At 48.2% G+C, this 18,947-nt stretch carries 15 protein-coding genes and 1 pseudogene; 13 read left to right on the top strand and 3 right to left on the bottom strand.

Annotated elements, in window-relative coordinates; genetic code table 11:
* The first annotated feature begins 3 nt into the window (after positions 1-3).
* The 9 genes from GS501_RS01005 to GS501_RS00965 all read left to right on the top strand — a co-directional run bounded on the left by GS501_RS01005 (position 4) and on the right by GS501_RS00965 (position 9,993).
* Positions 4-972 carry a peptidoglycan -binding protein gene (locus tag GS501_RS01005; RefSeq protein ID WP_160830040.1) on the top strand — a complete coding sequence of 323 codons (969 nt, stop codon included), beginning with the start codon at positions 4-6 and terminating at the stop codon, positions 970-972.
* A 101-nt stretch (positions 973-1,073) separates the two neighbouring features.
* Positions 1,074-2,876, top strand: coding sequence for a translation elongation factor 4 (gene lepA, locus GS501_RS01000; protein ID WP_160830039.1), 1,803 nt, complete (start codon positions 1,074-1,076; stop codon positions 2,874-2,876).
* A 4-nt stretch (positions 2,877-2,880) separates the two neighbouring features.
* Positions 2,881-4,266 (top strand): glycosyltransferase family 2 protein, encoded by a 1,386-nt coding sequence (locus GS501_RS00995; RefSeq protein ID WP_160830038.1) that lies wholly within the window; start codon positions 2,881-2,883, stop codon positions 4,264-4,266.
* A gap of 22 nt (positions 4,267-4,288) precedes the next feature.
* Positions 4,289-5,635, top strand: coding sequence for an NCS2 family permease (locus GS501_RS00990; RefSeq protein WP_160830055.1), 1,347 nt, complete (start codon positions 4,289-4,291; stop codon positions 5,633-5,635).
* A gap of 64 nt (positions 5,636-5,699) precedes the next feature.
* The gene (locus tag GS501_RS00985; protein WP_160830037.1) at positions 5,700-5,987 is read left to right on the top strand and encodes a sulfurtransferase TusA family protein; all 288 of its coding nucleotides are present in this window, start codon (positions 5,700-5,702) and stop codon (positions 5,985-5,987) included.
* A 125-nt stretch (positions 5,988-6,112) separates the two neighbouring features.
* Positions 6,113-6,379, top strand: a complete 267-nt coding sequence (locus tag GS501_RS00980; RefSeq protein ID WP_160830036.1) for an exodeoxyribonuclease VII small subunit — start codon at positions 6,113-6,115, stop codon at positions 6,377-6,379.
* Positions 6,376-7,284: a polyprenyl synthetase family protein gene (locus GS501_RS00975; protein ID WP_160830035.1), complete on the top strand. Its 909-nt coding sequence runs from the start codon at positions 6,376-6,378 to the stop codon at positions 7,282-7,284. The genes GS501_RS00980 and GS501_RS00975 overlap by 4 nt, the downstream gene beginning before the upstream one ends.
* Before the next feature lie 5 nt (positions 7,285-7,289).
* A complete protein-coding gene (gene dxs, locus GS501_RS00970; protein WP_202405258.1) occupies positions 7,290-9,245 on the top strand; it encodes a 1-deoxy-D-xylulose-5-phosphate synthase in 1,956 nt (651 codons plus the stop codon).
* Position 9,246: 1 nt separating this feature from the next.
* Positions 9,247-9,993 (top strand): TlyA family RNA methyltransferase, encoded by a 747-nt coding sequence (locus tag GS501_RS00965; RefSeq protein WP_160830034.1) that lies wholly within the window; start codon positions 9,247-9,249, stop codon positions 9,991-9,993.
* A 130-nt stretch (positions 9,994-10,123) separates the two neighbouring features.
* Here GS501_RS00965 and GS501_RS00960 read toward each other — a convergent pair whose 3' ends face one another.
* Both GS501_RS00960 and GS501_RS00955 read right to left on the bottom strand, forming a co-directional pair.
* Positions 10,124-11,701, bottom strand: a complete 1,578-nt coding sequence (locus GS501_RS00960; protein WP_160830033.1) for a Hint domain-containing protein — start codon at positions 11,699-11,701, stop codon at positions 10,124-10,126.
* 464 nt (positions 11,702-12,165) lie between these two features.
* A pseudogene (locus GS501_RS00955) lies at positions 12,166-12,635 on the bottom strand (DUF1348 family protein).
* Positions 12,636-12,737: 102 nt separating this feature from the next.
* Between GS501_RS00955 and rlmN the strand changes: the two are divergent.
* The 4 genes from rlmN (at position 12,738) to trpS (ending at position 16,930) form a co-directional block, all read left to right on the top strand.
* Positions 12,738-13,967, top strand: coding sequence for a 23S rRNA (adenine(2503)-C(2))-methyltransferase RlmN (rlmN, locus tag GS501_RS00950; RefSeq protein ID WP_370517891.1), 1,230 nt, complete (start codon positions 12,738-12,740; stop codon positions 13,965-13,967).
* Positions 13,968-14,053: 86 nt separating this feature from the next.
* A complete protein-coding gene (locus tag GS501_RS00945) occupies positions 14,054-15,286 on the top strand; it encodes an argininosuccinate synthase (protein ID WP_160830031.1) in 1,233 nt (410 codons plus the stop codon).
* Between the two features lie 42 nt (positions 15,287-15,328).
* The gene (locus tag GS501_RS00940; protein ID WP_160830030.1) at positions 15,329-15,829 is read left to right on the top strand and encodes an FKBP-type peptidyl-prolyl cis-trans isomerase; all 501 of its coding nucleotides are present in this window, start codon (positions 15,329-15,331) and stop codon (positions 15,827-15,829) included.
* A gap of 111 nt (positions 15,830-15,940) precedes the next feature.
* A complete protein-coding gene (gene trpS, locus GS501_RS00935) occupies positions 15,941-16,930 on the top strand; it encodes a tryptophan--tRNA ligase (RefSeq protein ID WP_160830029.1) in 990 nt (329 codons plus the stop codon).
* Positions 16,931-17,504: 574 nt separating this feature from the next.
* Here the strand turns inward: trpS and GS501_RS00930 are convergent.
* A partial coding sequence (locus tag GS501_RS00930) for a hypothetical protein (protein WP_160830028.1) occupies positions 17,505-18,947 on the bottom strand: 1,443 nt, incomplete at its 5' end.

The raw sequence follows: 18,947 nt of genomic DNA, 5'->3' as shown, positions 1-18,947 counted from the left end.
CCCATGGCCCGGCGTAAACGCTCTCAAACGAGGCTCAATGTCTGGCCCGGCTATGTAGACGCTCTCTCGACCCTTCTCATGGTCGTGACCTTTGTTATGCTCGTTTTTGTGGTGGGGCAGCAATTTCTCTCCGCCGCCATTACACAACGCGAACATTCGCTTGAATCCCTCAAGCGAGATCTCGACCGCCTCTCCAACATGCTTTCTTTAAGCCAGGATCAGGTCAAAACACTCAATACGCGCAATCAAGAATTAACGTCTCAATATCAAACAACGCAAAATGCGCTTCATGATAAAGAGCAGCAACTTGCTGAGATTCATGAAAAGGAGCAAACTGCGCAAAACTCACAACTAGCACAAATCAACTCCCTTAACGCACAGCTTGCGACGCTTACTCAGCAGCTACAGGCCATCACACAGGCTCTTGATGTTGAAAAACGCAACGAAACGGCGAAAGACGCTCAGATCTCTGATCTTGGCAAAAAGCTCAATATTGCTCTGGCAGACAAAGTAAATACGCTTAAACGCTACCGTTCCGAATTTTTTGGGCGCTTGCGTGATCTCCTCAAGAATCAGCCTGGCATCAGTGTGGTCGGTGATCGCTTTGTCTTTCAATCGGAGATTCTCTTCCCCGTTGGCAGCGCCACCCTGAGCGAACAGGGGAAAAAGCAGATCAACACATTAGCGCGCACATTACGGGAGATATCCTCGACCATCCCAGCCGATATCCCGTGGGTGCTCCGTGTTGATGGTCATGCTGATCGCCAGCCTATTCATACGGCATTCCCCAGCAATTGGGAGCTTTCATCAGCACGTGCTATCACTGTGGTTAAAATGTTGATTGCTGATGGGATTGACCCTCATCATCTCGCAGCAACGGGCTTCTCGGTTTATCAACCTCTTGATCCTCATTCGACGCCTCAAGCGTATGCTCATAATCGTCGGATCGAATTCCGCCTGACAGACCGATAAAACATCGTTATCATCCGTCACCATTCTTCACTCATCTCGTGAAATATAGACATCACGAGATGAGGCTGACATTGCCCTTAAAATCGCCTATATAGGCCATCATGACCGACACACCGCTCTCTCTAATCCGTAATTTTTCGATCATTGCCCATATTGATCATGGCAAATCAACGCTGGCCGATCGCCTCATCGAAGCCTGCGGCGCCCTCACTGCCCGTGAAATGAAAGGGCAAGTGCTCGATTCTATGGAGCTTGAGCAAGAACGCGGCATCACCATCAAAGCGCAGACCGTTCGTCTGACCTATCCTGCCAAAGATGGAAAGACCTATATCCTCAATCTTATGGACACTCCTGGTCACGTTGACTTTGCTTATGAGGTCAGCCGCTCGCTCGCAGCTTGTGAAGGATCACTCCTCGTTGTTGATGCGTCTCAAGGTGTGGAAGCACAAACACTTGCGAACGTTTACCAGGCGATTGAAGCTGACCACGAGATTGTACCCGTTCTCAATAAGATTGACCTCCCTGCGGCTGAACCAGAGCGCGTTCGCAAACAAATTGAAGATGTTATTGGTATTCCTGCAGATGATACGGTTGATATTAGTGCAAAAACTGGCATCAATATCGAAGGCGTTCTTGATGCTTTGGTCACGCGTCTTCCCGCTCCCCAGGGAAATGCAGAAGCCCCTTTGCAAGCATTGCTCGTTGATAGTTGGTACGATTCTTACCTAGGGGTGATCACCCTCGTTCGAATTAAAGAGGGGCGCGTTAAACGCGGGGACCGCATCCGTATGATGCAAACAGGCGCCACCTATCACGTTGACCAAGTTGGTGTTTTCCTTCCCAAAATGAAAACAGTCGATTCCCTCGGCCCTGGAGAGATTGGTTATATTAACGCCGCCATTAAGGCCGTAGCCGATTGTAACGTGGGTGATACCATCACCCTCGATAATCGCCCTGCTGAAAAAGCACTGCCAGGATTTAAACCGTCTGTTCCCGTCGTGTGGTGTGGCCTCTTCCCCATCAATGCTGACGATTTTGAAAAACTTCGTACAAGCCTAGGCAAGCTCCGGCTTAATGATGCATCTTTCCATTTTGAAGCAGAAACATCTGCCGCTCTTGGCTTTGGGTTCCGGTGTGGTTTCCTTGGTCTCCTTCATTTAGAGATTATTCAAGAGCGCCTCTCTCGTGAGTTTGATCTTGACCTGATCGCCACCGCACCTTCCGTTGTCTACAAGCTTCATCATACAAACGGAAAAGTGGAAGAACTGCATAATCCTGCTGATATGCCAGAACTTTCACAAGTTGCCAGTATTGAAGAGCCTTGGATTAAAGCGTCCATCATGGTGCAGGATGACTATCTTGGCCCCGTTCTCACATTATGCACAGAACGTCGTGGTGTTCAGCTAGACCTCACTTATGTCGGCAACCGTGCTATGGTCGTTTATCGTCTTCCCCTCAATGAAGTCGTCTTCGATTTCTATGATCGCTTGAAGTCACTTAGCCGTGGATATGCGTCTTTTGATTATCAAATGGACGGTTATGAAGAGAGCGACCTGGTTCGCATCTCTATCCTCGTTAATCATGAGCCTGTTGACGCACTTTCTTTCGTTGCCCATCGCTCTGCAGCCGAAACACGCGGGCGATCAATTTGCAGCAAACTCAAAGAGCTGATCCCCCGTCAGCTGTTCAAAATTGCTATTCAGGCGTCTATTGGCTCTAAAGTCATCGCGCGTGAAACCCTTGGCGCCCTTTCCAAGGACGTCACTGCAAAATGTTACGGTGGTGATATTTCGCGTAAGCGTAAACTCCTCGACAAACAAAAAGAGGGTAAGAAACGCATGCGCCAATTTGGCAAAGTGGAGATTCCACAAAGTGCCTTCCTTGCTGCTCTGAAGATGGATTAACCTTATGTCCCGTACCGCCGCCCTTTTGTGCGTCCACGATGATGTTCCGTCTTTGGGGTGGTGGATTGCTCATCATGTGGCGGTCGGCTTTTCAACGCTCTTAATATGCGATGATCACTCGACGGATGGCAGTTGGGAGCTATTAGACCAAGCTGCACAACATTATGATGTCAGAACAATTCGGACAGACCAGGGCATCGCAGATAAATCACAGCGTTATACAGATGGCCTGAAAAAACTACTCAACCGTGAGGCCCAAGATATAGACTGGGTTTTACCGCTCAGCATTGATGAGTATTTTGTGCCGGAAGGGTCTTCAGTTGAGATTTTTCTTTTCTCTGTGGAGCAAAAATTCGGGAAAGATATTTTTGAGACGGCACAGGCAATCCCCGTCAATTGGTGCATCTGTGGCCTCAACGGCCAGGAAGCGCCACTCTCAAAGGAAAACTTTCTCTCTCCGCGTTCCCTCTACACACGACACGCTCCAGAATCATTCCCTGACCATCACATCGTAAGAAGTTTTTTCCGTCCTCAAAAAGCGGATAATACACTTCCAGATCCCTTCGCCCATCTTACGTCACCGATTGACTGGTCTTTAGCACGCATCCTCCATGATGCTGCAGCATCAAGCCTCTCTCCGACCGCGCGCCATTATTATGATCGCAACGAAAACCTCGTAGAACATCAAGAAGATATTCTTAAAAAGAGCACTTCAGTCGCTGCAACATTACTGCAAACCGCTCTCCTCTCTCATTGGAGAGCCCATCAAAAGAGCCCATCCCAACGATTTGAAGGCAATTCACAGCCTTCTCCTCAACTATTACAGCGCTTCTATATCGGCTCACCACAGCGCTCACTCATTATTGACCATAAGACATTCACACTCACATGGAGAGAAAACGCTCACTTCAACCCTCATCATGAGACACGTCTCTGCCTCGCAACACTCCCCTCCGACAGTGAGACGTCATCCGCATGGCTTTATGCAGAATCGGCCATTCCACTCCTCTATTTGCCCATTGGTCAAAGCACACAGCCTCTTAATCGACTTCTCGATATTATTCCCGTTATCCTCACACAAATAGCCGAGGGGGCTTCTCTCACTCTTCTTCCAGGAGACGAGAAGTTCTCATATCAGGATGAGGTTCTTTTCCCGCTCACACCTATTGCCCCCTCACACCCAAAAGACCGTTCATTCCATGCGCTCTCTGCCCTCACGCATTATGGCCTTACAGCTAACGGCGTAAAATCAGCTTTACAGCAACGTCAATGGCCGGTGGCCTCCGCTTTAGGAGCTGTCAGCGTTCAGCTGCCTTATGAGGACGCAAAGCAAGTGCTTTCTCCGCTTCTCCTGTCTTTGCTTCATCCCCAAACGTTCGCCAATTCCTAATGATACCCCCTCCTCTTTGGTGATGCGGAGTTATTGGTTGTTTTCTAACTTTCTTGATCGCTATTTTCGGATCTCTCAACGTGGGTCCACCATCCCTCGTGAAATTATCGCCGGCCTCACCATTTTTGGTGCCATGGCGTATATCATCGCAATCAATCCCGCTATTTTGGCCTCTATCGGATTAGATCGACACGACATGGTCATGACGACCATCGCAGGAGCAGCAGCTGGCACACTGATTATGGCACTTTGGGCCCGTCTACCCATTGCCCTTGCGCCTGCTATGAGCAGCAACGTTCTCTTTGCTCAGGTGATTGTACAACAAGCACATATCAAGGTCGCAACCGCTTTCACCGTTGTGTTCTTAAGCGGCATATTTTTCACACTCTTATCTCTGACACGCATACGCTTAAAGATCGTTAGAGGTTTCCCACCTGCCATCATTTTAGGCATTCAAGTCGCCATTGGTATCTTTATAGCGCGCATTGGCCTTATTGAATCGGGAATTGCCATTTCCTCGCCCCATGGGCTGACGTTTGCCCCTTTAAGTGACCCTCTTGTTATTTTTTCTCTCTGTGGCTTACTCCTCTGCGCCCTCCTCAACATACTTAAGGTGCCGGCGGGGCTTTTGTTAACCATCATCATCATGACGATCATCGGTCTGTTTATTTCCGATCAGCATGGACACTCTGTTACGGCCCTTCCATCACAATTAATTGACTGGCCCCATTATCCTACTCAATTTTTATTTCCTTTTGATTTTCATGATTTTTTTAGTCACATCGGTCTCCTACTACCCATTACACTTTATGTCCTCTTAAGTGATTTCTTTGACGCAACGGCTACGATGCTCAGTGTGACTCACCGCGCTGGCCTTTCTGGTACGCCCGAACATCCTGAGCTGGACCACCGTGCTTTCACCGCTGATGGCGCCGCCAGCGTCGTTGGTGCTACGCTGGGAACCTGCACCGTCTCCGCCTATCTTGAGAGCCTTGCCGGAGCAGAAGCCGGCGGACGCACAGGCTTAAGCGCATTTATTGTCGCTCTGCTCTTCGTGCTCTCTTGTGTCTTCTGGCCACTGATCATTTGTATCCCTTCCCTTGCCACTGCTCCCGTCCTCGTCATGGTTGGTCTGAGTATGCTTAGCTCGCTCTCACGGCTCCCCAACCGTATTGAAGACGCCATTACCCCCCTTACCATGCTACTTATTTCCGCTGTTACCGGGAATTTCATGCTGAGCCTTGCCTGCGGTATGCTCCTCTACACAGGCATTATAATTGCTTTACGCCAATTCAAACGGCTCACACCCATCGTTATAGGCTTGGATATCACCTTTTTCTGCTACATGATTCTTCAAAGCCATTTTTGAAAGAAATTACAAAGATGTCATCTACCCTTGGCGAAGACGTATTAAACGCGCATAATCAAAAGCCATGACTGTGGCTGAACCGATCGCTATACTTGATGCAAGAGGATGTGCTTGCCCGATGCCCGTTATTAAAACGCATCGCGCCATGCACCGCATCGCCTCAGGCGAGGCACTTCATGTTATCACAGACGATAAGACCAGCCTCCAGGATATTCCCCTTTGGTGCCAAAAGGCGGGCCATATTCTCCTTGAAACGCACGAAGCTCCTGATGGGTGCCATTTTGTTATTCAACGACACGCACTTAGCAATCAGGCAGCCTCCTCTGACCAGGAGAGAGACCATTTGCCGTAACTCTGACATTTTCCTATAGAATAATAGGCTGGAAAAATTACGTTTAGCCTTGTAATGCCCTCTAAGTTTTCGTGATCTGGAGCCCAACTAGATAGCTCATGCCTAACCCAAGCACACCGCTAAAGATGACTGCACTCAATAAGCTCTCTTTTGAAGATGCTCTCGCAGAGTTGGAGCAGATCGTACGCGATCTTGAAACAGGGCGAATGAAACTCAAAGACGCTATTGCTGCCTATGAACGCGGGGCCGCTTTGAGACGCCATTGCGAATCCCGTCTTGGTGAAGCCGAAATGCGCGTCAAAGCCATTGTGCAAAACGCTGATGGCGCAATACATCATGAAGATATGACACCCAGCACCGCGACACAGACACGTGAGGAATCTTCTCAATGACCGCTAGCCATCCCCTTCCCCTTAGGGAGGCCCTTGCTCACAGCTGTCGCGAGATTGAGCAAAAAATTGACCAACTTCTTCCCATGGTTCCTGGGGATGAGTCGTTACTCATTGAGGCTATGCGTTATGCAGCACTCAATGGTGGAAAACGCCTCCGCGGGTTTCTCATTCTTGAAACAGCCGCCCTTTTCGGCGCTCCGCATGAAGCCGCGTTGCGTGCAGCGGCCTCGGTAGAGTTCCTTCACGCTTATTCCCTTGTCCATGATGATTTGCCCTCCATGGACGATGATGATTTACGTCGTGGGCAACCATCAACGCATAAAAAATTTAATGAAGCTTTTGCTATTCTCGCAGGCGATGCCCTCCAGACCCGTGCGTTCGAGGTAATCCTTGAGCCTTCTCTCAGTGATGATCCTGCCATTCGTGCTCATCTCGCCTTGGCCCTCGCTCAAGCTTCTGGATCAGCCGGAATGGTTGGGGGACAAGTTATTGATATTCGCGGGGAAGGCCGCGCTCTCCCTCTGGAGCATGTCAAACGCCTCCACGCTCTCAAAACGGGTGCTCTCATCCGCTATTCTGCAGAAGCAGGCGCTATTCTAGCCGGCGCTGATGAGCAAGACCCTCGCCGTCAGGCCATTCGTCAGTATGGTAGCTATTTAGGAACAGCCTTCCAAGTAGCTGACGATGTGCTAGACAGCACAGCCAGCACAGAGGAATTAGGAAAGACAGCCGGTAAAGATGAAAATGCCGCTAAGTCTAACTATGTTTCTCTCCTCGGCATTGAGGGGGCCCGCGCAGAAGCCCGCCGCCTGAGCACAGAAGCTCGCAACACTCTCGCCTTATTTGACCATCGCGCCGATACACTCCGCTCCCTTGCGGATTATTTTGTAGAACGCAGGAGCTGATCACCATGAGCAAATCTTCCATTCCCACTTTTGGTCAGTTCCCAACTCTTGATCGGGTATCCCTGCCTTCTGATATGCGGAACCTGTCCATTGAGCAGCTCACCTCGCTCGCAAAAGAGCTAAGAGCCGAGACGGTTGATGCTGTCTCAACGACGGGGGGACATCTTGGAGCCTCTCTGGGTGTCGTTGAATTGACTGTTGCGATGCATGCTGTTTTTAACACACCAGATGACCGCATCATCTGGGATGTTGGACATCAAGCCTACCCACATAAGATCCTTACAGGGCGGCGTGAGCGCATCCGCACATTACGTCAGCCAGGTGGATTATCTGGATTCACGCGCCGCTCTGAAAGCCCCTACGATCCTTTTGGTGCGGCTCATTCCTCGACCTCTATTTCCGCTGGTCTGGGAATGTCTGTGGCACATCATCTCCATGCTGAGAAAGATCCATCCTACAAAGAGCGTAATGTTGTCGCCGTTATTGGGGATGGTTCTATTTCCGCCGGTATGGCCTATGAAGCGCTCAATAATGCGGGAGCAATGGGCGCTGGTGCTGAACGACTGATCGTTATTTTGAACGATAATGAAATGTCGATCGCTCCGCCTGTTGGCGCCATGTCAAACTATTTGACGCGCCTTATGTCGTCACGCCGTTTTCTCACATTGCGTGACTTAGCTAGCAAACTTGCAAAGCGCCTCCCTTCTCGCATTGAACGTACAGCGAAGCGTGCTGAGGAATATGCACGCAGTATGATTACCGGCGGGACTCTTTTCGAGGAAATGGGGTTCTATTACGTCGGACCTGTCGATGGGCATGACCTCAACCAGCTGGTTCCTATCTTACGCAATCTTCGTGATGCTGATCATATTGGGCCTGTTCTCCTTCATGTCATTACAGAAAAAGGACATGGCTACAAACCTGCAGAGGCGGCCGGTGATAAATATCACGCCGTTAGCAAGTTTGATGTAGAGACTGGCAAACAGAAAAAGGCACCATCTGGCCCTCCGACCTACACATCTGTTTTCGCGCGCGAGCTTCTTCATCGTGCGACTCAAGATGACAGCGTGGTGTCCATTACTGCAGCAATGCCTACGGGAACAGGGCTGGATAAAATCGCCGCAAAATATCCCGATCGCTGCTTTGATGTCGGGATTGCCGAGCAACATGCTGTAACCTTTGCTGCCGGTCTTGCCACAGAAGGGATGCGTCCCTTCTGTGCGATTTACTCCACCTTTCTGCAGCGCGCTTATGACCAAGTTATGCATGATGTCGCTCTGCAGAACCTTCCTGTTCGTTTCGCTGTTGATCGCGCCGGCTTAGTCGGTGCCGATGGGGCGACACATGCTGGGTCTTTTGACCTTAATTATTTATGCTGTCTCCCGAATATGACCGTCATGGCCCCTTCTGATGAAGTCGAGTTGCTGCACATGACGACAACAGCATGGGCACATGATAGCGGCCCGATTGCCGTCCGTTTCCCTCGCGGTAACGGACGAGGCCTGGAGCTACCAAAAGAAGGCTCAGTGCTTGAGATCGGTAAAGGCCGTATCATCCACGATACACAAGAATCCGGCGTTGCCATCCTTTCATTAGGACCGCGCCTTTATGAAGCCCTCAAAGCGGCTAAAGAGCTCGAAAAACAGGGTATTGCGGTAACAGTAGCCGATGCACGTTTTGCGAAACCTGTTGATGGCGCCTTGATCGATAAGCTTGCAACGCAACACAACGTCTTCATTACCATTGAAGAAGGTGCTCCAGGAGGCTTTAGCTCACAAGTTGTTCAGCATTTAGCTGAAAATGCTCTACTTGATCGAGTTCATTTCCGTCCTATGAGCTTCCCAGACACGTGGATTGATCACAACACGCCAGAAGCCCAATATGTGGAGGCTGGTTTGACGGCCCCTCATATCGTCAAAGTCGCCCTGGATGCACTCAAAAAAGTAAAAGGCAACACTTGAGATGGCCAAACGTCGTGCGGATCAGCTTCTTGTTGATCGGGGTCTCGTCGAGACCCGCACCCGTGCTCAAGCGTTAATCATGGCCGGCCTTGTTTATGCCGGCCCTCACGCGGATAAGGCTGTTAAAAAAGCCGGAGATCAAATCGCTGAGGATATGCCTCTCACTCTTAAGGGGCAGGACCATCCCTGGGTATCCCGAGGAGGAATGAAACTGGCGCATGCCCTCGAACAATTTCAGCTCCCTGTTGCTGATCATATTGCGCTTGACGTCGGGGCTTCTACAGGAGGCTTCACAGATGTCTTGCTTCATCATGGCGCACGAAAAGTTTACGCTGTTGATGTCGGGCATGGCCAACTTGCCTGGAAATTACGCTCTGATGAGCGTGTCATCGTCATGGAAAAAACAAACGCCCGCTACCTGACGACCGAACATATTCCTGAGGCTCCCACTATTATTGTCTGCGACGCTAGTTTCATAGGGCTACGCACAGTATTACCAGCTGCCATGACGTTGGCCGCACCAGGAGCCTGGTTGGTGGCGCTTATCAAGCCACAATTCGAGGCGGGACGTGCTGATGTCGGTCCTAAAGGAGTTGTCCGGGACGCTTCCGTTCATGAGCGCGTCTGCCAAGAAATCCAAACATGGCTCACCTCCCTTCCCGACTGGGACGTATTAGGCTTAGGCACTAGTCCCATTACTGGACCCGAGGGGAACAAAGAGTTCCTTATTGCGGCACGCAAGCACTAAATATACTTTTCTCTTCATCTTCTCAAAAGAAATATAATTTTGTCATGCGTTCACTTGTCTATGACAAAATGAAGCGGGCTACTTCAGCCATGATCTGAAAAAGCCCGCTTTTAAATATATTTTCCCAATGCTAGCCCTGCGCTACCACAAGAAATTTGTCCGATGATGCATCAGACATCTCATTTTCCACAAGATACGGTCCTGCCTGCCTGACATGCACACTTAAAATGCAAGGGACAGACGTCTTTTCAATGGGGAGCAATGCCGACCCACTCGTCCAGCGACACCGTGATCCTTCCATTACATCCCAACCTGACAAGGATGCTTCTTGAAATGGGGTTTCCAGAACAATGCATTCATCATCATAAAATAGCCGAGCATCGTCAATTAACACACCAAGATGACGCCGGTCATCAACAAAAGGCCCAACAACATCGGACGGCCGGGAGGTTCGCGATACAAGATGAATCTGTTCAATATACTCTGGAAGAAGGAATAAGTAGTAATCATTCCTTACACGATAAGGCCGAATCTCCCGATCTCCATTCACAATAAGATGAAGGTCTGGATCTTCCACTGTCTCCACAAGAGGTAATGTTACGCCTGAACGTTGTGCAACTTTATGCCAAATAGGCTCCGCAACATTTCTCTGCGTTCCAAGGGGGGCGGCTGCATCATTGGCCCAGGTCTTACGACCAATGGTGATAACATTCCCATCATGTTTCAGCTGATGATCAGTATCGAGATAAGTCTCTGCATAAGCTCCATTAGCAGAGATGATAGCATGCTCCTCACACTCAATATGATAGACATCATATTGAGTAGTGTTTTCTCTCACGATAGAGCTGTGATTGACGAGCATTCGAGCGGGAATGAAATACCCATCCAAGAAGAGGCAATGTTCTCCTGTAAGAAGGAGATCATTATAGGGCACATCCTTAGCAAGGGCATGCGCTTTGATCCGAACAGGATGCTCATCAGCAGACGAAGCCACAACACGCTTTTTACGAACAGAAATGACCTTCTTGGGGGTTGTTTCTCCATTCCGGTATGTCAGGACCATTTCCCCAACAACGATGTCTTCAATTTTTTTAACCCCCTCTGGAATATTAATTTCCGTCCCAGCTAAAAAACATACTGTCGTTGATGGAACATCTGTCAGCAAACCAGACGTCGTAGGTGTTCTGTTCATTTCAAAAGTTGGAAGGAGGGCAATGTACCCATCCGACGTCGAAAGGAGGTTCGTATTCGTTGCATCAGCAGTCAGTTTTGTAAGCAATCCCCTTGCTGCTGTTGACGTTAAATTTGTCGGTTTCCCAGTCCCACCCTCTACGAGGACAGAATTCGGAACAATATTCCCGTAAGAAAAGACTAATGCGATCTTATCATCCCCTCCATCAGACGGGGTGTATGTTTGGTATCCTTGATAATTCAATGTGATCTGAAGACTGCGGACCGGCAGCCCCGCTTGGGTCGTCAAGTTTAAACTAGTATCAAACACAAGCGTTGCAACAACAGTCTGATTAGCAGAGGAAAGATCCGCGCCTTTAGGAATAACAATGGCCTTTAAACCAGTACTCGAATTAAGCGACCGAAACTGGCTGTAACTTGGATTCGTGGCAAGAACACTGCCAACTGGAAGAGTTTGATTGGTGTATTGAGTCACCACACTGTAGACGGTATTTTTAGTCCAAAGAACGTCGGCCATTTTTCTTCCTTTCAGAATCGATGAAGAACGCCAATGTGAGGATTGTTTTACTTAAGGTAATGGAATTTTTTGAAATATGAAATCGATTAAAAAAATAAATAAGATATATATCTAACTAATAGTTAAACCCCCGCCATTCCACACTCATGAAACAATAAAAAATAAGCAATACTATAAAAGTTATAATATAAATAATTTATTTTTATTTGTTGTAAAACAAAGAATTTTATTTTTTTAATTAAAATTAATGATTGAAATTAGAAATTGTATGTATACTTTTATAAAAATATCATATCCTTTAATTATATATGAATAACACAACTTTACTATTCAATTATTTAAAAAATTACTTCATTCCGCCGTGTAATAATGGAAATAAAATTTAGCACCCGCCTATAACTCCATGAAATTGGAAAGATACTTATATCTCATATAGAGAAAACCTCTAATATACATATCCTCCTTTATAGACCTAGTGCCTCTATATCCGGGAAATCATCAGGCCCCGGCCCATACCCCCAAACAATAAGTCGCTCGACTTCTGCGATACGAACATCATTGATACTGGCATGACGCCGTTCCATTTGACCATTAGACGCAAACTGCCAATTTTCATTTCCATAAGAACGCCACCATTGTCCCCCTGCATCTTGCCATTCATAAGAAATCGCACGGCAATACGATTTCCTGACCAGCCCCATAACGACTTGATAAGGCAGTAGTGTCGCTCTATCTGCCATTTTTCTCGTAGAAATCTCTGAATAGCCACGCGTCCTCTAATAAATTGGTCACGGTTTCGCCATTCCGACTGCATCGTATAAGCCCGCGCTACTTTCTCAGGGGCACGCGAGTTCCAAGCATCTTCAGCCATTCGAACTTTCTTTGCCGCCGTCTCCTCCGTAAAAGGTGGCAACAGAAATATAATCTCTGTCATGACTTTTCTGCCTTAGTCTCTTTAATTCGCTAGAACGGCGAAATAAGTCTTTCCCGTCAATTTTGTAGCACCTTATCCCCCAATCATGATATGAGCCGCCGCATGACTCATCCTGCCCCTTCATCCGATACCACGTATTCTACCTCAGCTGACCTTAATGAAGCTGAACGTCAAAAAATTCAGGCAAAGTCCGCTCTTTTTGCTCCACCGCAAGCCGTTACATCAGATGGCCGTAAAGAGCTCGTCGGGCTTTCCCGTGAAGAGCTTGCACAAGAGATGCTGTCTATTGGTGAAAAAGCATTCCGTGCAAAACAAGTATGGCATTGGATCTATCATCAAGGCGTGACAGATTTTGCCAAAATGAGCACCATTGCAAAACCATTACAAAGCAAGCTTGCTGAACATTTCGTCGTGGGACGCCCAACAACAACCACTGAGCAGACATCGAAGGACGAGACACGTAAGTTCCTTTTTCGCTTCCGCGATGGGCAGGAAGCCGAAACAGTTTATATTCCAGACCGCCGCGAAGACCGTGGGGCTGTGTGCATTTCCTCTCAGGTTGGCTGCACACTCTCTTGCTCATTTTGTCATACAGGCACTCAAAAGCTTGTCCGCAACCTCGGAGCGGCGGAAATTGTTGGGCAATTTATGGCGGCACGAGACAGCTATAATGAATGGCCAAGCCCAAAAGGCGATACACCGCGCCTTCTCTCCACGATTGTGCTCATGGGAATGGGTGAACCTCTCTATAATTACGATAATGTCGCCAAAGCGATGAGAATCATCATGGACGGCGAAGGTATTGCCCTCTCCCGTCGGCGCATCACACTCTCTACCTCCGGTGTTGTTCCCATGATGGACCGGTGCGGCGATGAACTCGGTATCAATCTCGCAATTTCTCTTCATGCGGTGCGCAATGATCTGCGTGACCAGCTCGTTCCACTCAATCGCAAATACCCTATTGAAGAACTCATGGCGGCCTGCCGGCGTTATCCATCTGCCTCGAATTCTCGTCGCATCACGTTCGAATATATTATGATTCGTGGCGTTAATGACAGTGATGCCGAAGCCCATGAACTTGTTCGCCTGATTCGTGGCTTACCTGCTAAGGTTAATCTGATCCCCTTTAACCCATGGCCTGGGTCTGACTTCCGCCCCTCTACACGTGAGCGTCTTGCCAGCTTTGCTCAGATTATTATGGATGCTGGCTACGCAGCACCAATCCGCATGCCACGCGGAAAAGATATTCTTGCCGCTTGCGGTCAACTTAAAACACAAAGTGAACGAAAGCGCCTTCTTGCCCGCCGAGATGAGGAAGAAAACCAGGGGTAATCCTTTCCTCTGGTCGCTTGGTCCTCTAGGTGTTACAACGCTCTCAGCATTTTTGTATTCACCTTTTAAGAGGACCAATACGAACCATGGGCAGCTCCTCAGACGTCAAAAAAGTCGTCTTAGCCTATTCTGGTGGGCTTGATACCTCCGTCATTCTTCGTTGGCTTCAACAACATTATGGTTGTGAGGTCGTGACCTTTACAGCTGATCTTGGCCAAGGAGAAGAACTGGAGCCAGCCCGCCGCAAAGCTGAACAATTCGGCGTTAAAGAAATCTTCGTTGAAGATCTGCGGGAAGAGTTCGTTAAGAATTACGTTTTCCCCATGTTCCGGGCTAATACCCTTTATGAGGGACAATATCTTCTCGGCACCTCTATTGCGCGCCCCCTCATCTCCAAACGTCAAATTGAAATTGCTGAAGCCGTCGGTGCCGATGCCGTTGCACATGGGGCAACAGGTAAAGGGAATGACCAAGTACGCTTTGAACTTTCCTATTATGCCTTAAAGCCTGACGTTAAAGTCATTGCGCCATGGCGTGAATGGGATCTGACATCCCGCACAAAACTACTCGACTTCGCCGAGAAAAATCAGATCCCCGTTACAAAAGACAAACGCGGTGAAGCCCCCTTCTCTGTTGATGCCAATCTGTTGCATTCATCCTCTGAAGGAAAAATCCTCGAAGACCCCGCTCTTCCACCGGACGAAATCGTTTTCCAACGGACCATTTCGCCAGAAGCAGCCCCAGACAAAGCAACCGAAATCACCATTGATTTCAAACAAGGTGACCCAGTCGCCATTAATGGCGAAGAGCTTTCTCCTGCCACCCTCCTCGCCCGTCTCAACGAACTGGGACGTGACAATGGGATTGGGCGTCTCGATATCGTCGAAAACCGCTTCGTTGGCATGAAATCACGCGGTATTTACGAAACACCTGGTGGGACGATTCTCCTACACGCTCATCGGTCTATTGAGTCCATTACGTTGGATCGTGAAGCCGCCCATCTTAAAGACAGCATTATGCCACGCTATGCTGAGCTCATTTACAATGGGTTGTGGTTCTCACCTGAGCGTCACATGTTGCAGGCATTGATTGATAGCAGTCAAAATTCGGTTACAGGCCGTGTCCGGATGAAGCTCTATAAAGGCAATGTCACCTGTGTCGGCCGTGAAAGTCCGAACAGTCTTTATGACGCACGTGTCGTTACCTTCGAAGATGACGAAGGAGCGTATAACCAGGTCGATGCTCAGGGCTTTATCCGCCTTAACGCCCTACGTCTCCGCTTGGGGGCTAAAATCGGCCGCCGTGGTGGTTCAACCTAAGAGTTTTACCCTCTTATCGTGAATTTCATGGGAAGACACATCATGCGTCCTATTTTGCGTTCCGCTGTTGCTCTTCTCCCCGCGTTGGCCTTAACAGGCCTTCTCGAGCTGGGGGGATGTGCTGGTCATCAGCAAGCAGAGCCTACACCTGCACAATTTATGGAACAGGTCTATAAGCAACCTGGAGTTCATAAACTCCCCGATGGGCTCGCTTATAAAATTCTAAAGTCTGGCCCTAAGGATGGTCCATCCCCCCGTCAGGGCTCCACGATGATGGTTATTTACGAAGGACGTCTCCCAGACGGCAGCATTTTCGACAGTACCGAAATGCATACGGGAGCGGCCTATATGGAAATGCCGCTTGATGGTGTTATTGAAGGCTGGATGGAAGGTCTTCCCATGATGCATGTTGGCGATGAATGGGTCCTCTATGTCCCTCCCAAATTGGGATATGGGAAACGCTCTATGGGGATTATTCCCCCCAATAGTCCACTCATTTTTAAAATCCGTCTTCTCGGCGTAGAAGATGAAGCCCCTCTATAGAGGAAGAGGCCTTCTCATTCTTTTTTAGCGCTATCACCGGCGCAAGCACCGCCTCTTCCAGCCCTGGATGAGGCGGTTTTTGCTTCCCTTACCAATTATTGAGTATGTGCCATGCAACGCGTTTTTTCTGGAATTCAACCAACGGGTATTCCTCATTTAGGGAATTACCTGGGTGCCATCCGCAATTGGGTCACTCTTCAATCAGACCATGAGTGCCTTTTCTGCCTGGTAGACATGCACACCCTTACCATGCCCTGGACACCACAAAGCCTACGCGAGCAGACATTAGGGAGCACAGCCTGTCTTCTCGCCTCTGGGATTGACCCTAAACGCCTCTATAACCAATCCGCTGTCAGCGCCCATGCACGCTTAGGGTGGATCTTTAACTGTGTGTCTCGTTTAGGCTGGCTGAATCGTATGACGCAGTTTAAAGACAAAGCGGGAAAAAGCCGGGAAAATCATTCCGCTGGCCTGTATGTTTACCCGAACCTTATGGCCGCTGATATCCTTACTTTCCACGCAACACGCGTACCTGTTGGAGACGATCAGCGCCAGCATATTGAACTCGCTAATGATATCGCGAAAAAATTCAACCACGATATGAGCATTGAGTTTTTCCCAGAAATTGAACCCATCATCTCACCTGAAGCCGCACGGGTGATGAGCTTGCGTGATGGGAACAAAAAAATGTCCAAATCAGACCCATCTGAGCAAAGCCGTATTGTGCTCACAGATACGCCTGAAGAAATTACACAAAAAATTCGTCGCGCAAAAACAGATTCTGAAGCTCTCCCGAGCGAGAAAGAAGGCCTTGAAGGCCGCCCAGAAGCGCAAAATCTTGTCACTATTTATGCCGCCATGTCGGATCAATCACTTGAAAAAGTGCTTTCCGATTTTGGTGGCCAAGGTTTTGGCAGTTTCAAACAAGCCCTCGCTGATTTACTCGTTGAGAAACTTTCTCCCGTTGCGACTGAAACACGGCACCTCTTGGCGGATGAACATCACTTGCTTCAAGTCCTCCGTCAGGGCGCTGAACACGCCAGAAATATCTCTGAACCTATCGTGCAAGAAGCCGAACGTCTTGTTGGCTTCCTACGCTAAGGAAATAGCCGGCTCTACCATAAAATTGAGAATGTTGTTGAAAACCGTTGCTGATTTCGGATCGGAGCGGTTTTCTTAAATAATCTCAAGGGGTGTTATTTTCTTGGTAGAATGATCCTATGGGTAACGTGATGACATTACCCATAGAATGGGAATGGGTTAACTGAACCTTAAAATGATGCTGACCAAGTGTAGCATTGATCTTTTCAGAGAGTTACCGTTGGGCTCAGCATCATACGCCGAAGATGGAAAGCGTATTCTCTGGTATTGAAAAGGTCCGAGCTTCGCCCGTGGCTGGCGAATTGATAAAACGTATATACTAAGAGGAGGAGCGTAAACTCACATGTCCCAGGCGGACGACAAGAGCGGCAACACGATTGATTTTCATCCGTCGCCGACCCGAGACATCAAGATCGCCAAACTCTTTCAGTTCCAGGGTATACCAAATTTAACTTAGCTATTACCCCGTTCATTGTTTTATCCCCAAACATCAAAGCATTTGATGAAAACATATTTTTGAATTCGTATAGCATGTGCTCTCCTCTCTCGAAAAACTTCATGCTCAGGAGACATATCAAGTAATATCCGTTATATCGAAATTAAGTGATCGGGTTCCGTTAGAGTCAAAAGCCACTCGCCCTTCTCCGATTTGATAAGCCTTACACAGAGCTTCCCACTGTTCTTCCGTTGGTTCACTGGGGACCCCCAGAGACAAAGTGTAACTTCCAATGCTTGTCTTAGAAACATCAAGTAATGGAGGAACACCAGATCGCAGAGCTGTTCCAAAATCATTTTGATAGTGAATCATTTGTCCGATATTTGCTAAAATCCGAGCTTCAACTCTTATAGGATTATTCGCATAAGATTTAGCTTGAAGATCAATTGTTTTATCACTAACGGCATCATGAGTATTTTGATTCCATTGATCAAAGGCCTTCCAGTTATTTTTGTAGTCAGCCAACCAGAGATAACCTTTTGGTTCCAGTTTCTGAGATACCCAAACCTCATAAGGATTCCCTTGTGTCTGGATTCCACCGCCTTTTGACCACCACTGGATACCATTTTTGTATGAATCTGGAATTGGTCTTCCGCCAATGGTCAAACCTTGCATCTGATTGGCACTTGCGATAGCAGCGTTACTGACATTTTCAGAATGCTCAGCCTTAAAGGCCTGCCAGTTATCACATAATGTCTCTTTTTGCTCAATATCATGCTCATTATTGAGCACGTCAGCTTCATCAACAAGAGCCTTAATAGCAACAACAGGCTGGTTTCCCATTATTTGCTGCAGACTGGCAGAATCAGGAATATTGTTCATCATCGGGTTTAAAACAGCATTTGCAAGAAGAGCTGTTGCTTCCTGAGAAGACACAGCAATACTCTCATCAATTTGCATATATCCGGCCGTTCCGGAAATAGCCTGATAAGCTCGTGCTTCATGTTGAAGCTGCATCATCGTCTGATGCTCAACAACAGACCAACTTTGATCCAACTGAACAACTGAATCTGCAATCACTCGAAGTTGCAACTGAGTTGCCGGTGTGCTCTCCCAACTGGAATATACACCTTGCCAATTCTTCATAGCTTCCGGTGAAACCGCTATCTCACCTCGTATATCCTGAATAGAATATCCCGCCCCTAACTTCTGAAGATAGGTATCAAAATTGCCAGGTTTATCTAAGCCGAAGCCTCTAAATATCTTATCGACCACTTCATGGCCTTCTAGTCCCTGAGACGCATATTTCCTGATCTCTTCAGGTGTGTTCCCTCGGGCAAGCTCCTCTTGGAAAACACCATATTGACGTGCATCTGGCTTCCCTAACTCAAGGCTCTGAAACATCTTATCGACCACTTCATGGCCTTCTAGTCCCTGAGACGCATATTTCCTGATCTCTTCAGGTGTGTTCCCTCGGGCAAGCTCCTCTTGGAAAACACCATATTGACGTGCATCTGGCTTCCCTAACTCAAGGCTCTGGAACATCTTATCGACCACTTCATGGCCTTCTAGTCCCTGAGA

Source organism: Saccharibacter sp. 17.LH.SD, from assembly GCF_009834805.1.
Taxonomy (GTDB): Bacteria; Pseudomonadota; Alphaproteobacteria; order Acetobacterales; family Acetobacteraceae; genus Saccharibacter.
This window is presented reverse-complemented; position numbering and strand designations above follow the sequence as displayed.

What these genes read in the sequence shown, in the direction of transcription:
- GS501_RS01005 (WP_160830040.1), top strand. Translation starts at nt 4, where the DNA reads ATGGCCCGGCGTAAACGCTCTCAAACGAGGCTCAATGTCTGGCCCGGC.
- lepA (WP_160830039.1), top strand. Translation starts at nt 1,074, where the DNA reads ATGACCGACACACCGCTCTCTCTAATCCGTAATTTTTCGATCATTGCC.
- GS501_RS00995 (WP_160830038.1), top strand. Translation starts at nt 2,881, where the DNA reads ATGTCCCGTACCGCCGCCCTTTTGTGCGTCCACGATGATGTTCCGTCT.
- GS501_RS00990 (WP_160830055.1), top strand. Translation starts at nt 4,289, where the DNA reads ATGCGGAGTTATTGGTTGTTTTCTAACTTTCTTGATCGCTATTTTCGG.
- GS501_RS00985 (WP_160830037.1), top strand. Translation starts at nt 5,700, where the DNA reads ATGACTGTGGCTGAACCGATCGCTATACTTGATGCAAGAGGATGTGCT.
- GS501_RS00980 (WP_160830036.1), top strand. Translation starts at nt 6,113, where the DNA reads ATGACTGCACTCAATAAGCTCTCTTTTGAAGATGCTCTCGCAGAGTTG.
- GS501_RS00975 (WP_160830035.1), top strand. Translation starts at nt 6,376, where the DNA reads ATGACCGCTAGCCATCCCCTTCCCCTTAGGGAGGCCCTTGCTCACAGC.
- dxs (WP_202405258.1), top strand. Translation starts at nt 7,290, where the DNA reads ATGAGCAAATCTTCCATTCCCACTTTTGGTCAGTTCCCAACTCTTGAT.
- GS501_RS00965 (WP_160830034.1), top strand. Translation starts at nt 9,247, where the DNA reads ATGGCCAAACGTCGTGCGGATCAGCTTCTTGTTGATCGGGGTCTCGTC.
- GS501_RS00960 (WP_160830033.1), bottom strand. Translation starts at nt 11,701, where the DNA reads ATGGCCGACGTTCTTTGGACTAAAAATACCGTCTACAGTGTGGTGACT.
- rlmN (WP_370517891.1), top strand. Translation starts at nt 12,738, where the DNA reads ATGACTCATCCTGCCCCTTCATCCGATACCACGTATTCTACCTCAGCT.
- GS501_RS00945 (WP_160830031.1), top strand. Translation starts at nt 14,054, where the DNA reads ATGGGCAGCTCCTCAGACGTCAAAAAAGTCGTCTTAGCCTATTCTGGT.
- GS501_RS00940 (WP_160830030.1), top strand. Translation starts at nt 15,329, where the DNA reads ATGCGTCCTATTTTGCGTTCCGCTGTTGCTCTTCTCCCCGCGTTGGCC.
- trpS (WP_160830029.1), top strand. Translation starts at nt 15,941, where the DNA reads ATGCAACGCGTTTTTTCTGGAATTCAACCAACGGGTATTCCTCATTTA.